Annotated in this window: 10 protein-coding genes; 7 read left to right on the top strand and 3 right to left on the bottom strand. The window is 65.0% G+C overall.

Annotated elements, in window-relative coordinates:
- Positions 1 to 4: 4 nt before the first annotated feature.
- The 5 genes from HYZ11_05175 to HYZ11_05155 all read left to right on the top strand — a co-directional run bounded on the left by HYZ11_05175 (position 5) and on the right by HYZ11_05155 (position 6,937).
- The gene (locus HYZ11_05175; GenBank protein MBI3126979.1) at positions 5 to 508 is read left to right on the top strand and encodes a 3-isopropylmalate dehydratase small subunit; all 504 of its coding nucleotides are present in this window, start codon (positions 5 to 7) and stop codon (positions 506 to 508) included.
- 503 nt (positions 509 to 1,011) lie between these two features.
- A complete protein-coding gene (locus HYZ11_05170) occupies positions 1,012 to 3,075 on the top strand; it encodes a hydantoinase/oxoprolinase family protein (GenBank protein ID MBI3126978.1) in 2,064 nt (687 codons plus the stop codon).
- A 339-nt stretch (positions 3,076 to 3,414) separates the two neighbouring features.
- Positions 3,415 to 5,259: a hydantoinase B/oxoprolinase family protein gene (locus HYZ11_05165; protein ID MBI3126977.1), complete on the top strand. Its 1,845-nt coding sequence runs from the start codon at positions 3,415 to 3,417 to the stop codon at positions 5,257 to 5,259.
- A gap of 33 nt (positions 5,260 to 5,292) precedes the next feature.
- Positions 5,293 to 6,048 (top strand): SDR family oxidoreductase, encoded by a 756-nt coding sequence (locus HYZ11_05160; GenBank protein MBI3126976.1) that lies wholly within the window; start codon positions 5,293 to 5,295, stop codon positions 6,046 to 6,048.
- Positions 6,049 to 6,055: 7 nt separating this feature from the next.
- A complete protein-coding gene (locus HYZ11_05155) occupies positions 6,056 to 6,937 on the top strand; it encodes an aminotransferase class IV (protein MBI3126975.1) in 882 nt (293 codons plus the stop codon).
- A gap of 334 nt (positions 6,938 to 7,271) precedes the next feature.
- On the opposite strand, the gene HYZ11_05150 is transcribed toward HYZ11_05155, so the two are convergent.
- From HYZ11_05150 to HYZ11_05140, 3 genes are read right to left on the bottom strand one after another with little or no spacing between them, the layout of a single operon-like run.
- Positions 7,272 to 8,246 (bottom strand): NADPH:quinone reductase, encoded by a 975-nt coding sequence (locus HYZ11_05150; protein ID MBI3126974.1) that lies wholly within the window; start codon positions 8,244 to 8,246, stop codon positions 7,272 to 7,274.
- Positions 8,247 to 8,276: 30 nt separating this feature from the next.
- On the bottom strand, positions 8,277 to 9,281 hold the full coding sequence (locus HYZ11_05145) for an alpha/beta hydrolase (protein ID MBI3126973.1): 1,005 nt from the start codon (positions 9,279 to 9,281) through the stop codon (positions 8,277 to 8,279).
- Positions 9,282 to 9,285: 4 nt separating this feature from the next.
- The gene (locus HYZ11_05140) at positions 9,286 to 10,233 is read right to left on the bottom strand and encodes a 3-hydroxyacyl-CoA dehydrogenase family protein (protein MBI3126972.1); all 948 of its coding nucleotides are present in this window, start codon (positions 10,231 to 10,233) and stop codon (positions 9,286 to 9,288) included.
- 368 nt (positions 10,234 to 10,601) lie between these two features.
- Here HYZ11_05140 and HYZ11_05135 point away from each other — a divergent pair, with 368 nt between their 5' ends.
- Complete coding sequence (locus tag HYZ11_05135) at positions 10,602 to 11,579, top strand: TAXI family TRAP transporter solute-binding subunit (protein ID MBI3126971.1); 978 nt, start codon at positions 10,602 to 10,604, stop codon at positions 11,577 to 11,579.
- A gap of 60 nt (positions 11,580 to 11,639) precedes the next feature.
- Positions 11,640 to 13,679, top strand: a complete 2,040-nt coding sequence (locus HYZ11_05130; GenBank protein MBI3126970.1) for a TRAP transporter permease — start codon at positions 11,640 to 11,642, stop codon at positions 13,677 to 13,679.
- The last annotated feature ends 10 nt before the right edge of the window (positions 13,680 to 13,689 follow it).

The raw sequence follows: 13,689 nt of genomic DNA, 5'->3' as shown, positions 1-13,689 counted from the left end.
GGGCGTGGCGAATGTTCTGACGGGGCGCGCCTGGGTGCTCGGAGAGCATATCGACACGGATGTGATCATCCCCGCCAAATATCTGATTACCTTCGACCCCCACCGCTTGGCTCCCTATTGCTTCGAGGGCCTGGACCCATCCCTCGCCTCGAAGATTCAGCCGGGCGACATCATCGTGGCGGGTCACAACTTCGGCTGCGGCAGCTCCCGCGAGCATGCCCCCATCGCCATCAAGGCCCTGGGCGTGAGTTGCGTGATTGCGCGCTCTTTCGGCCAGATATTCTACCGCAATGCCTTCAACCGGGGCCTTCCTCTCCTGGAGTCTGACTATCCTGCCGGGTCGATACGCACGGGCAGCCGCCTAAGGGTAGACCTGGACGGCGGCCGGGTCGAAAACGAAGCCACGGGGGAAGTCTTCGAGGCCATGCCCATCCCCGCATTCATGCAGGAGCTGCTGGCGTCCGGGGGGCTCATCCCCTATGTTCTTCAGCAGATGGCGAGAAATTGAAATGGCGGTGATGCGCGTGACGTATCTTGCCTCAAGCGCATGTCGCCCGGATTTTTTTGGAATCGGGCGGGGAATCGCCGCAGGCCCGCCCCTGTGCTCTGTGAGAATTCGCCCTCATGTGAAATGAACGTCTTCGCCTGATTGTCCCATTGGCGGCCGGGTGGAAGGTTCAAGTGAATCGCGCCGGATTCCCCACTGGGATGCGGCGGTCCATCCGGTTGCGATGCTGAGCGCCGGCTGCGTCAGGTGATGGCGGGGCAGCTTGCCGTCCGGGAAGTTCAACGGGACCGGCTGTCCGGATTTCTTCCGCCGGATGCTCCGTCGCAGGGCGATACCCCGGCCGTTGCCTCCTTCAGGCGGCATCCGCCGAATGAGGCGAAGAAGAGAGCCGGCGGCCGGCTTGGGGTTTGGGGGCCGGGAATGGTGATCTTTCCCGCGTTTGCGGGTAAGATGCCATTCACATTCATCCTTGAGTCGCGGCCAATTGGAGGGAGAGGGACCCGATGCGGTTTGCCGTGGACACCGGCGGCACCTTCACCGACCTGGTGCTCGAAGACGACGCGGGCGCCCTCCACATGTTCAAGGCCCCGACGACCCCCCACCAGCCGGCAGAGGGCATCCTGGCCGCCGTGGCCGCTGCCGCCGAGTCCTTCTCCACGACCGTCGAGGAGCTTCTCGACGCCGGCGAGCTGTTCATCCACGGCACCACCCACGCCACGAACGCCATCGTCACCGGAAGCACCGCAAAGACGGCCTTCCTCACCACGAAGGGACACCCCGATATCCTGGTGCTCCGGGAGGGGGGCAGGCTCGAGCCTTTCAACTTCCTCGTTCCATTCCCGAAGCCCTACATCCCCCGCGCCCTCACCTTCGAGGTGCCCGAGCGCATCGGGGCGGATGGAACGGTGCACGAGCCTCTGGACGAGAAGGAGGTGGTTTCCATCATCTCCCGGCTGCGGGAGATCGAGGTGGAAGCGGTGGCGGTGTGCCTGCTCTGGTCCACCGTCAATCCGGCGCACGAGGTCCGGATAGGGGAACTCCTGGGCGAGCGTCTTCCGGAAGTCCCCCACACCCTCTCCCATGCGCTCAACCCCATGCTCCGGGAGTACCGGCGGGCTTCCTCCGCCTGCATCGACGCCTCCCTGAAGCCTCTCATGTCCCGCTACATCGGCGGCCTCGAGGAGAGGCTCCGGGAAAAGGGCTTCCGCGGCCGCCTCCTCATGCTGACCTCCAAGGGCGGCGTGATGGACGCCGGCGAGCTGGCCAAGGCGCCCATCCACTCCGTGGGTTCGGGCCCCTCGATGGCCCCCATCGCCGGGCGCCATTTCGCGCGGCTCGACGCCCGGGCCGAGACGGCCATCGTGGCGGATACCGGCGGCACCACCTACGACGTGAGCCTGGTGAGGCGGGGGGTGATCCCCATGACGCCCGAGACCTGGCTGGGCCAGCGCTACCGGGGCCACATCCTGGGCTTCCCCTCGGTGGACGTGAAGAGCATTGGGGCGGGAGGAGGGAGCATCGCTTGGGTGGACGAGGGCGGGCTCCTCCATGTCGGCCCCCAGAGCGCCGGGGCGGTGCCGGGGCCGGCCTGCTACGGGAAGGGGGGAGAGCTGCCCACGGTGACGGACGCCTCGCTCGTCCTGGGCCACATCGATCCCTTCTTCTTCCTGGGCGGGACGATGCAGCTCGATGCGGGGCTCGCGGCCAGGGCCATCGAGGCGCACGTGGCCCGGCCGCTCAGGCTCTCGCTGGAGAAGGCGGCGGACGCCATCCTGCGGCTCGCCACCGAGAACATGGTCGGGGCCATCGAGCAGATCACCATCCACCAGGGGATCGATCCCCGGGAGGCGGTCCTGATAGGAGGGGGCGGCGCCGCCGGGCTCAATTCCGTGGCCATCGCCCGGCGCCTGGGCTGCAGGCAGGTGATCATCCCTCACCTCGGGGCCGCGCTATCGGCCGCGGGCGCCCTCATGTCCGACCTGCAGGCGGATTACCGCTCCTTGTTCTATACGGTCACCGGCAAGTTCGACTTCGAGGGCGTGAACGCGGCGCTGCGCTCCCTGGAGGAAAAGTGCCGGGCGTTCATCAAGGGCCCCGGCCGGGGCGCGGTGGATCACGCGATCGATTTCTACGCCGAGGCCCGCTACCGGCACCAGATCTGGGAGATTGATGTCCCGCTGGAGAAAGGGCGGTTCAAGTCGCCGAAGGACATCCAGCGGGCGCGCGAGGCCTTCGACGGCATCCATGAGGAGATCTTCGCCTTCCGGGACCCCGGGTCCGAGGTGGAGTTCGTGGGCTGGCGCGCGGCAGCCCGGTGCCGGCTCCGCAAGGGCCAGCTCGGCCGCCTCGCCCGCGAGGGGCTCTACGAGAAGGAGCTCGCCCCCTCGCGGATGGCCTACTTCGACGGCCGCCGCCAGAAGACCCGCGTGGCGCTCTTCGGGAGCCTGAAGGTGGACGCCCCGGTGCGGGGGCCCGCCGTCATCGAGTCCCCCTTCACCACAGTGGTCATCGAACCGGGGGCGTCGGCCCACCGGAATCGGGCGGGGAACTTGGTGATCCGCCCCTAGGGAGCGAAAAAGCGGCCCGTGCCGGAAGGTGGGCGAAATTGCGGTAGGTGGCCGGGGGCGGGTAGGGCGTATCTTTCCCGATGGGAGCGGCTGCCGGCGCCGCCGCTTCTGGCCCAGAGGAACAGGGCCGCCGCCCGGGATGCGAGGAAGGATTGTTCGGTAAATTCCGGGATATTTCACGATATTTCGGCTGGCCTGGAGGAGCCTGAGAGGGCAAATAGGGTCCATTTTCAAAGGATTTTCACCGATATTCACCGGTGTTATAGGCAAAAAAAATTTCACCTCGGTTCCGTCGGCGGCCCCTGGGATGAGGGCGCCGAGCCTCAAAGGAGGAAGAGGATGGCCAGAGCCGCAGGGAGAAGCCGGGGGACTGGGCCGGGCTCCCCGAGAAAGGCGCCGCCCCGGGGAAAAAAGCAGGCCCGGCTCGACCCCGTCACCCTGGCCGTCCTGAGCAAGCGCTTCGAGGCCGTCACCACCAAGATGGCCAACACCCTCCTGCGCACGGGCCGCTCCGGGGTGCTGAACCTGGCGCGGGACTTTTCGACCAGCGTCGTCACCCGGGATTGCGAGCTTTTGACCGGGGCCGAGTCGCTCCCCATCCACCACTTGAGCGGGGCGGACCTCATGGCCCGCTCGATGATGGAGCTCCACCCGAACCTCAAGCGGGGAGACGCCTTCCTGCATAACTCTCCCTATCACGGCTGCTCCCATCCGGCGGACCACACCATCTTGGTCCCCGTCATCGACGAACGCGGCGCCCATCACTTCACGGTGTGGGTGAAGGCCCACCAGGCCGACTGCGGCAACGGCCAGCCGACCACCTACATGGGCCACGCGCGGGACGTTTACGAGGAAGGCGCCCTCATCTTTCCTCCCACCAAGGTGCAGGAGGACTACCGCGACATCGAAGACATCGTCCGCCTTTGCCGGATGCGCATCCGCGTCCCCAATCAGTGGCACGGCGACTACCTCGCCATGATCGGCGCGGCGCGCATCGGGGAGCGCGAGGTGCTGGCGATGGGCCGGGAGTACGGCTGGGAGATGCTGCACGCCTTCACCCAGGAGTGGTTTGACTACAGCGAGAAGATCATGATTTCCGCGATCCGGAAGCTCCCCACAGGCTACTCCGAAGCGGTGAGCATCCACGACGCGGTGCCGGGCACCCCGCCCGAGGGCGTCCCGATCAAGGTGAAGGTGCGCGTGGACAGCGAGAAGGCCATGATCGAGGTGGACCTGCGCGACAACCCGGACGCCATGCCCTGCGGCCTGAATCTCTCCGAGGCCTGCGCCCGGACCGGGGCCATGATCGGCATCTTCAACAGCATCGACGACATCGTGCCCACGAACTCGGGGAGCTTCCGGCGCATCCGGGTCCACATCCGGGAAGGCTCGATCGCCGGGGGCGGGAGGCACCCCACCAGCATGTCCGTGGCCACGACGAACCTGGCCGACCGGGTGACGAATCCCGTCCAGCGCGCTTTCTCCCAGATCCAGGACGGGATCGGCCTGGCCGAGTGCGGGGCCATTTTCCCCGCCTCGATGGGGGTCGTGTCGGGCTTCGATCCCCGCAACAACAACGAGCCCTTCGTGAACCACCTCTTCCTGATGGTCACGGGGGGCGCGGGGGCGGGCAAGACCGACGCCTGGCTGACCATCCTCCACGCCGGCAACTCGGGGATGTGCTTCGTGGACAGCGTGGAGCTGGACGAGCTCCACTTTCCCATCCTGATCAAGACGCGCCGCCTCCTGATCGACACCGAGGGCGCGGGCCGCACGGTTGGGGCGCCTTCGGGCTTCGCCGAGTACGGCCCCGTGGGGGGCGGGAAGCTCGAGGTGGCGTACGTCTCGGACGGCGCCATCCACCCGGCCCAGGGGACGCGGGGGGGGCTGGACGGCGTCCCCTCCCGGAACTACCGCCGGAAAAGGAGCGGAGAACTGGTGGAGCTGCCTGCCTGCGCCGACATCATCCTGGAGCCGGGCGAGACGGTGGCCTCCTACTGCACGGGCGGCGGAGGGTACGGCCCGCCCTGGGAGCGTCCGGCCGAGAAGGTCCGCTATGACGTGGAGGAACGCTGGGTCTCGCGCGGACGGGCGGCGGAGGTGTATGGGGTGATCCTGGACGGGACCGGCCAGGTGGATCGAGAGGCTACCGCGGCCAGGCGCCGCGCCATGGCCGCGTCTTGAAGCCGGAAAACGCGATATGAGGGGAGCCGCGCCATGAAGCTCAAGGACAAGGTGGCCATCGTGACCGGAGGCTCGCAGGGCATCGGGGAGGCCATCTGCCGTCGCTTCGCCAAGGAGGGGGCCAAGGTGGCCGTGGTGAACGCCCGCAATCCCAAGCGCGGCCAGGCGGTGGCCAAGTCCATCGCGGAGGATGGAGGCCGGGCGCGCGCCTACCGCTGCGACGTCTCCAAGAAGGCCCACGTCCGGGACCTCGTCCAGAAGGTGACCAAGGACCTGGGCCCGGTGGATATTGTGGTGGGTAACGCGGGCGTCATGATCAACAAGCCGATGGAGGATTACTCGGAGAAGGATTGGGACCTCACCCTCTCCGTGAACCTGAAGGGCAACTTCCTGCTCGCTCAGGCGGTGGTGCCTCGCATGAAGAAGCACAGGTCCGGGAAGATCATCTTCATCTCCTCCATCGCGGGCACCCACGCTTTCCCGAACGCACTGCCCTACTGCGCCAGCAAGGGAGGCGTCCATATGCTCACCCGGGCCCTCGCGGCCGAGATCGCGAAGTTCGGCATCAACGTGAACTCTATTTCCCCCGGGAACACGGCCACCCCCCTCAACCGGCACCTCCAGGACGACCCGGAGTTCGTGAAGCTCATGGCCAGCTACACCCCGACGGGGCGCGCCTATATCTCAACCGCCGAGATGGCGGGAGCCGCCGTCTTCCTGGCCTCCGACGACGCCAGCGCCGTTCATGGCCACGACCTCGTCGTGGACGACGGCTGGTGCGCCATGTAGATCTGCCATGCCCCTCATCTGCTACGTGAACGGGGAGTTCATCGAGGCCAAGGAAGCGAAGGTCTCGGCCTTCGACCACGGCTTCCTCTACGGCGACGGCATCTTCGAGAGCCTGACCGCCAGCGGAGGCCGCATCTTCAGGCTCAGGGAGCACCTGGACCGCCTCGAGCGCTCGGCCCGGGCGCTCCGGCTCGCGCTCCCCGAGACGAAGGAGCGCATCGCCCAGATCGTGAAGGAGGCGATCCGGCGCTCGGAGGCGGCGGACGTCTACATCCGCGTCATCGTCTCCCGGGGGGAGGGGTATCCCCTGCTCGACCCCCGCACTGCGCCCGTGCCCACCCTGGCCGTCCTCCTCCACGAGCCGAGCCCTCCCGCCGCCACGGCGTCCACCTATAAGGCCAAGGGCGGGGGCCTGCGGCTCAAGACGGCGGGGGTGCGCAAGACGCCGCCCGAATGTCTCGAGCCCCGCGTGAAGTCCCTGAACTACCTCAACCACGTCCTCGCCCGCATCGAGGCCATCGAGGCGGGGTGCGACGAGGCCGTGCTGCTGGATCTCAGGGGCTTCGTGGCGGAGGCGGCGGGGGAGAATATCTTCATCGTGAAGGAGGGGGTGCTGAAAACCCCGCGGGCCCATCAGGCATTGGATGGCATCACGCGGCGGACGGTGCTCGGAATCGCCTCCCGGGCGGGCATCCCCGCCCAGGAGACGGACCTCACGCTCTACGACCTCTACACGGCGGACGAAGCCTTCCTCACCTCTTCGTTCAGCCGGGTCCATGCGGTGGCCGAGGTGGACGGGCGTCCCATCCCCGCGCCGGGGCCCGTCACCGCGCAACTGCGGCGGGAGATTCTCGAACTGGAGCGGACCGAGGGAGAACCGATAGCCTGACCAGGCGGCCGGCGGGAGAGGCAGCTCAACGGTCCAGACCGTTCATCGCAGAGCGCCCCCGAGTCGTGATGGAATCGACGCGAGAAGCCTATTCCCCAGCAATCCCCCGTTTTCCCTATTCGGATTCCATGCCTGCCCTGCGCGGGAGCTATTTGGGCGTGTGATGGCCTTGTCGCCGTGTCGGCCGCCTTTGCCTTGGAGCATGGAGCGTATTTCTTCGGAGGATTTGCGGGGGCAGCACAATGCGATGGAGCATGAGTACGCGCGTTTAGGATGCATCGCCCGGGATGACGCGAGAGCGGCCCTTCAAAGAACTCCCATGAACGGCGGCGGGCTAAGGGGCAAGAACAATTTTTCCATGATGCTCGCCGCTCCAGAGGATTTCATGCGCCGCGTTGGCCTCCGCGAGTTTCATCTCCCGGTAGATGGGGATCTTGAAATGAATTTCCGAAACAAGAGAGGAAAGGCGCCGCATCAGGCCGGGCAGGTGGGGCGTCAGATTCGGCATCGACATGCAGAGAATCCGGGCGTCCTTGACCAGCGCCCGCTGGACCCCGAAGGCGGCCTTTTCGTCCAGTGCCTTGGCCGTGCCGAGCACGACGATCCGCCCGCCCGGGCGGATCGCGTCCACGTCGTTCATCAGATTCGCGTCGGCGGCACAATCGACGACGACGTCGACTCCCCGCCCTTCCGTCAGCTTGAGGGCGCCTTCCGCGAAATTCTCCTCGCGGTAATTGATGGCCCGATCCGCCCCCAGGTCCACGCACAGGCCGCATTTCTTCCGGGTTCCGGCCGTGGCGATCACCCGGCAACCCATGGTCTTGGCGAGCTGGAGCGCCGCCATACCGACTCCGCCCGCGCCCCCGTGGATGAGCACCGTCTCGCCGGGGCCCGCTTGGGCCTGGATGACAAGGGCGTTCCAGGCCGTGGCGAACTGGACCACAATGCCCGCGCCCTCGGCGTAACTGTAGCTCTCCGGCAGCTCCGTCGCCCACGAAATGCTCATGCGGACTTTCTCGGCGTATGAGCCGCCGGTGCAGCGGCCGCAGACCCGCTGGCCCACGCGGAAGTTCTTCACGCCGGCGCCTACCGCGATGACGTCCCCGGCCGCTTCGGGGCCGGGGATATAGGGGAGCGTGAAATTTTTGTGGAAGGGATGCTTCGCGGCGCGGATGACGACATCGACCGGATGCGCCCCGGCGGCGAGGCTTCGCACGAGAATCTCGTTTTCCTGAGGTCGAGGATCCTCCACTTCGTCCAGCCGCATCGGATGCTCAAGGCCAAATTCGTGGACGCGCATCGCCTTCATCGCTTCCTCCCGGGTCCTGCGAAATTCCGGTCAGGCTTCCAGAAAACCATGCACTTCGGAGAAGAGTTCATTCCTCCGCTTCTCGAACTGAACGAAGTGCGTCGCGTCCCCGATGATTGCGTACCGCTTCCCGGACGTCCGGGTGAGGGCCCGGAAAAGCCTCTGGGCCTCCTTGTCCTCGGAGACGAGGTCGTGCTCTCCCCGGATCAGGAGAACCGGGCATTTCACCTTGGCGGGATCATAGATCGACCGCCCGCGCGTGCGGTCGAAGTGGTCCGCCATGAGGCCGTTCGGGATTCGGACGCCGGGGGGCCGGCGCCGCATCCCCGTGCGGTCGTATTTCAATTGTTCATCCCAATAGGCCCGCGCGGCGCGCGCTTCCCGCCAGAGTCGGCTCTTTCCGCGCGGGAACAGCCGGCTCCAGTTCCGCTGCTGGCCTTCCTCGTTCACCCAGCGCCATGCCCCGCGGAACTCCGGTTTGAGCTGGCCGGGCCGCTCCGGATCCTCGAACAAGGATGCGGCCGAGGGGTCGTTGAGGTAGAGAGGCGAGAAGAGGACGATCTTATCCACTTGCGCGGGATGGGCCGCGGCGAAGGCGGCCGCCAGCATGGTGCCCTGGGCCCAGCCCAGGAGGCTGAGGGATTTCCCGTCTCGCTTCTCCCGGATGAAGCGGACGGCCGCCTCGACATCGCGCAAAGCCGTCTCCGCCCGGACGGCGGGAGGCGCGGACGCGGGATCGTGCGCCATCTCGAGGGGCCGGCTGGACAAGCCGTAGCCCCGGAGCGTGAGGGCGAACGCGTCGTAGCCCCGGGCGGCGATGTGGTCCATCCACGAATAGCCGGGGACGGGGAAGTCGAAGCACACCGGCGAGGGCAGGCTCTGGCCATGGACCATGAGCAGGGCGGGACGGCCAGTCCGGGTACCACTGGGCTTCGGGCTCTTCTCGAGCAGGTGAAGGCGGAGGCCCGGCGTGCAAGCCTCGATGAAATGATCCCCCCGTTGGATGCTCCCCTTCCGCTCGCGCCGGCCGCTCATGGGCTTACCTCTCGTTTCGTGTGGTCGATGACGTTTGGAAACCGGCGCGTGGCGGCAGAGGGGGGAGAGGGGCCGCCCGCATCCACCGGATAAGCTCCCGTCCCCTGGCCTCCACGATTTCCTGAATGCGCTCGGGATTCCACTGGTAGAATCCCTCTCCCGACTTGATCCCCAGCTTTCCCGCTTCCGTCATCTTCTCTATCAGCGCGGACGGCTTGGAATCGTGGCTCAGGCGCGGAAGGATGTTCCGCTGGCTGTTCCGGGCCATGTCGACCCCTGAAAAATCCGTGAGCAGCAATATTCCCATGACGGGGAACAGGCGCCCCACCGACCGCATCACGGTATCGATTGCTTCCGGCGTGGCGAGTCCTTGTTCGATGAGATGGAAGGCTTCCCGGCGGAGGGCATTGGTGAATCTCGATCCGATATGACCGGAAACCTCCTTGCAGATGACCGTATCTTTCCCGATTCGCCGAAGAAGAGCGCAGGTGAGCTGAACCGTCTCGGCCGAGGTCTTCTCTCCCGGCACCACTTCGACCACCGGCATCAGGGGAGGGGGAGTGTAGTTGTGCGCCGTGATGCAGCGTTCCGGATGAACGGTATCTCGCGCGATATCCGTGATGTGGAGCCCCGATGTCTCGCTGGCTAGGATGATGTGAGGGGGCGCCAGGGCGTCCATTTCTTTGAATAGTTTCTGCTTGAGAGGCAGTTCATCCGCGACGGCTTCGACGATGAAATCGGATGCGAGGACAGCGGCGGAGAAATCGGTCGTCGGCTCGACGCGCTTGAGGGCGGCCTCGGCTGCGGCGGGAGGCAAGAAATCCGCCGCCACGAACAGATCCAATCCCTTCCGGATATTTTCCATCGCCCGGCTGGAGCTTGCCCGGGTGCGATTGAATAGGACGACGGAGAGGCCAGCCTGGGCGAACATCTGGGCCACGCCGTGACCCACGTAGCCTCCACCGATAACACCAATTGAATCAATCACATTAGATTCTCACCCCGGTCTTCGCCCCTCTCACGCGGCAGGGATTGCGGTTGTCATAATACAGATTTACAGATATATTTTTCTTAGATTCTACAGAAATTCGCAACTCTCCCGCAGGTGGGTGCGCCTGAAGGGTCGGAGGCCCAGGCGGCGTGTCCCCCTTCTGAGGTGTTATGCCCGATGCCAAGAATTCCCTATTGCGACGAAACCGAAACCCCCGCGGCCAAGGGACTGATCGGGTCGGCATTCTACGGAAAGCGTGGCTCGGCGCCGCTTTTCATCGGCCCTGATGGGGCGGGAACGTTGGCTTCATGAACGGGAGGGGCATGGGAATGAGGATGAGATCGCTTGTCATTTTCGCCGGGTCTGTCATGTTCGCCGCTGGTCTGGGCGCGGGCAAGGCCTCGGCGGCGGAAAAGAAGATCATCACGATGGGATCGGCCTCCGTCGGAGGGTCGCTCCAATTGGCGTCGAGCGCCTGGGCGGCCTTCATCATGAAGCATAACCCGGACTTGAACGTGAACGTGGAGGCCACGGGGGGAAATCTCGACAACTACCGGCTCGTCGATTCGGGCGCGGCCGACATCGGCTTTTCAGTAACCACAACCTTGTACGAAGGGAAAAAGGGACTCGCCTGGGCCAAGGGCAAAAAGATGACCAACACCAATACCTGCATCCCCTGGTATGTGGGCTTGTCGGACATCTGGAGCCTGGGGGGCAAGAAGATCACCAAGCTGTCGGACCTGAACGGCAAGGTGATCACGCCCGGCCCGGCCGCCGGGCCCGCCAACTTCATCCTGCGCCTCATCGTCGCGGAATTCGGCCTCAGGCCCAAGCGGATTGTGAACGTGAGCTGGGGGGATGCCCTCGGCCAGATGGCCGATGGCCTGATCGACGTGGGCCTCATCTCCACGATTTCTCCTTTTGGGGCGCTCAGGAACCAGGAATTGACCCACAAGGTCAACTACTTCTATCTCGACCGCGCGGACCTGGAGCGGCTCGTCAAGAAGAACCCCCAGTACTCGATCGGGACGGTCAAGAAGGGCGCCTATAAGTACCTCGATAAGGATGGAGAATCCCTGGCCTGGCTGGCGTCCCTTATCTGCAATCCCAAGCTCGACGCCGATGTCGCCTACCGTCTGGTGAAGACGACGTTCGACAAGAAAGACGAGCTGGCCAAGACCATGGGCGAATTCGGCCGCCAGCTCAGCCTGGAGAACGTCAAATTCGCCAACATCGTGCCGTTCCATCCCGGCGCCGCGCGCTATTTCAAGGAGCAAAACGTACCGCTCCCCAAGCCGATCGATTGACAAGAGCTCAAAAGATGCAAGTGAGGAAGGGCCTCACGTGCCGCGCCGGAGACCGATCTGATGGTTGAGCAAGCTGGACCCGAGGGGCAGGAGGACGGCGGTGGAAGAGCCACGCGGAGGGTCGGCGGCGCGGTAGCCGCGGGCCTCTTCGCGTTCGGCGTCGCCATCTCCATATTCCATATCGTCGGGCTTGGATTCTATCCCCTCGACCCGCTCATTCTCCGCTCGGTGCATCTGCTGATCCCGCTGGTTCTCGTCTTTGCCCTCTTGAAAGGCAGGGCCAATAGCCCCGACCGCCGGCTTTCAAGCCTTGACTGGGCCGCGATCGCTCTTGGGGCCCTTGGGGTGTATTACGTCATCCTGCATGCGGAGGACATCCAATTCAGCGCGGCTTCGGCCCCCGATATATGGATGGTCGCAACCGGCATCACCCTTGTGGTTCTTGTCCTTGAAGCGACGCGGAGACTGGTGGGTCTGCCGCTGGTGCTCATTGCGCTGGTCGCGCTGATTTATGCCTATTACGGCCCCTATTTCCCGGGGATGCTCAAGCACGGAGAAAAAAGCCTCAGCCGCATCTTCGGCTACCTCCTCAGCGACAGCGGCCTTCTCGGGGTTCCCCTGCACGCCTCGGCCGCCTACGCCTTCCTTTTTGTCCTATTTGGGGGTTTTCTCCGCGCCACGGGCGTCAGCTCCGTCTTCATGGACGTGGCCTTTGCCATCGCCGGGCGCACGCGCGGAGGGCCCGCCAAGGTCGCCATTTTCTCCAGCGCGCTGTTCGGGACCATCTCGGGGAGCGGGATCGCCAACGTGGTCACCACGGGAACGCTGACGATCCCGCTGATGAAGAAAACGGGCTACAAACCTCACTTCGCCGGGGCAGTGGAATCCATCGCATCGAGCGGAGGGATGATTACGCCCCCGATCATGGGTTCCGCGGCCTTCATCATGGCCGAGCTGCTGAACATCCCCTATTACGACGTGGTGCTGGCCGCCGCGATTCCGGCGCTCATCTATTATGCAGCTCTCTTCTGGATGGTGGATTTCGAGGCGGCGAAGGAAGGGCTTCGGGGCCTCTCGAAGGAAGAGCTTCCGAGTATCCGCAAAGTCCTGATGACGGGCGGTTATCTCCTTCTTCCTCTCGGGGTGCTGATCTATTCGCTGGTCGTGGAATTTTCGAGTCCCATACGCGCATCTCTTCTGTCGCTGTCCGCGGCCGTCGGGATTGTGTGGGTGAAGTCGGCGGCAGATTATGTCCGCCGAGGAGGCTTTTCCGCCTTCAGCCCGCTTTCCATGCTCAAGGCGGGGGCCGGCTACTTCGTGGACCGGCGCAGCGCGATGGGCGTGCCGGGAATGATGCGGGCCCTTGAAGAAGGCCCGAAAGGGATGATGGAAGTCGCCGTCTCCTGCGCAACGGCGGGAATCATCGTTGGCATCATCTCGCTTACGGGAATCGGCCTCAAGTTCGCGGCCCTGCTCATGGATCTTTCGGGGGGCCATTTGTTCCCGGCCCTCGTCCTGACGATGATCATCTGCATTATCCTCGGCATGGGCCTTCCGGCGACGGCGGCATACATTGTCACGGCAGCCGTGGCGGCGCCGGCCCTCATCAACATGGGTGTGCCGCCCCTCGCCGCTCACATGTTCGCGTTCCACTTCTCTATCGTGTCGGGGACGACTCCTCCCGTTGCCTTGGCGGCTTACGCAGCGGCCGGAATCGCTAAGGCCAATCCGATAAGCGTCGCCTTCACCGGAATGCGGATTGGCATCGCCGCCTTCATCGTCCCGTACATGTTCGTATATGCGCCGTCTCTTCTGATGGTCGGGACCCCATGGCAGATATTCATGGCGGCGGCCACCGCCTGCGTCGGAACGGCGTTCCTCGCCGCGGGGGTCCAAGGATACTTGGTGGTCAAGACGAACACCGCCGATAGGCTCTTGTTCTTGGCGGCGTCTTTCTTGCTGATCTTCCCCGGCTTCTATACCGACATGGCCGGCTTCGGCATGGCGGCCGCCGCATTGGCCATGCAATTTATGCGCAGAAGCCGTTTGCGCATCCTCCGCGATGCGGAGCCCTCAACCGTCCCGTTGCAATACCGCTGATCGTTCCGGG

This window comes from Candidatus Tectomicrobia bacterium, from assembly GCA_016192135.1.
In the GTDB taxonomy this organism is placed as follows: domain Bacteria; phylum UBA8248; class UBA8248; order UBA8248; family UBA8248; genus 2-12-FULL-69-37.
This window is presented reverse-complemented; position numbering and strand designations above follow the sequence as displayed.

Bases quoted from the DNA above. Each gene is read 5' to 3' on its own strand.
- HYZ11_05170 (MBI3126978.1), top strand. From the start codon at position 1,012: ATGCGGTTTGCCGTGGACACCGGCGGCACCTTCACCGACCTGGTGCTC.
- HYZ11_05165 (MBI3126977.1), top strand. From the start codon at position 3,415: ATGGCCAGAGCCGCAGGGAGAAGCCGGGGGACTGGGCCGGGCTCCCCG.
- HYZ11_05160 (MBI3126976.1), top strand. From the start codon at position 5,293: ATGAAGCTCAAGGACAAGGTGGCCATCGTGACCGGAGGCTCGCAGGGC.
- HYZ11_05155 (MBI3126975.1), top strand. From the start codon at position 6,056: ATGCCCCTCATCTGCTACGTGAACGGGGAGTTCATCGAGGCCAAGGAA.
- HYZ11_05150 (MBI3126974.1), bottom strand. From the start codon at position 8,246: ATGAAGGCGATGCGCGTCCACGAATTTGGCCTTGAGCATCCGATGCGG.
- HYZ11_05145 (MBI3126973.1), bottom strand. From the start codon at position 9,281: ATGAGCGGCCGGCGCGAGCGGAAGGGGAGCATCCAACGGGGGGATCAT.
- HYZ11_05135 (MBI3126971.1), top strand. From the start codon at position 10,602: ATGAGGATGAGATCGCTTGTCATTTTCGCCGGGTCTGTCATGTTCGCC.
- HYZ11_05130 (MBI3126970.1), top strand. From the start codon at position 11,640: ATGGTTGAGCAAGCTGGACCCGAGGGGCAGGAGGACGGCGGTGGAAGA.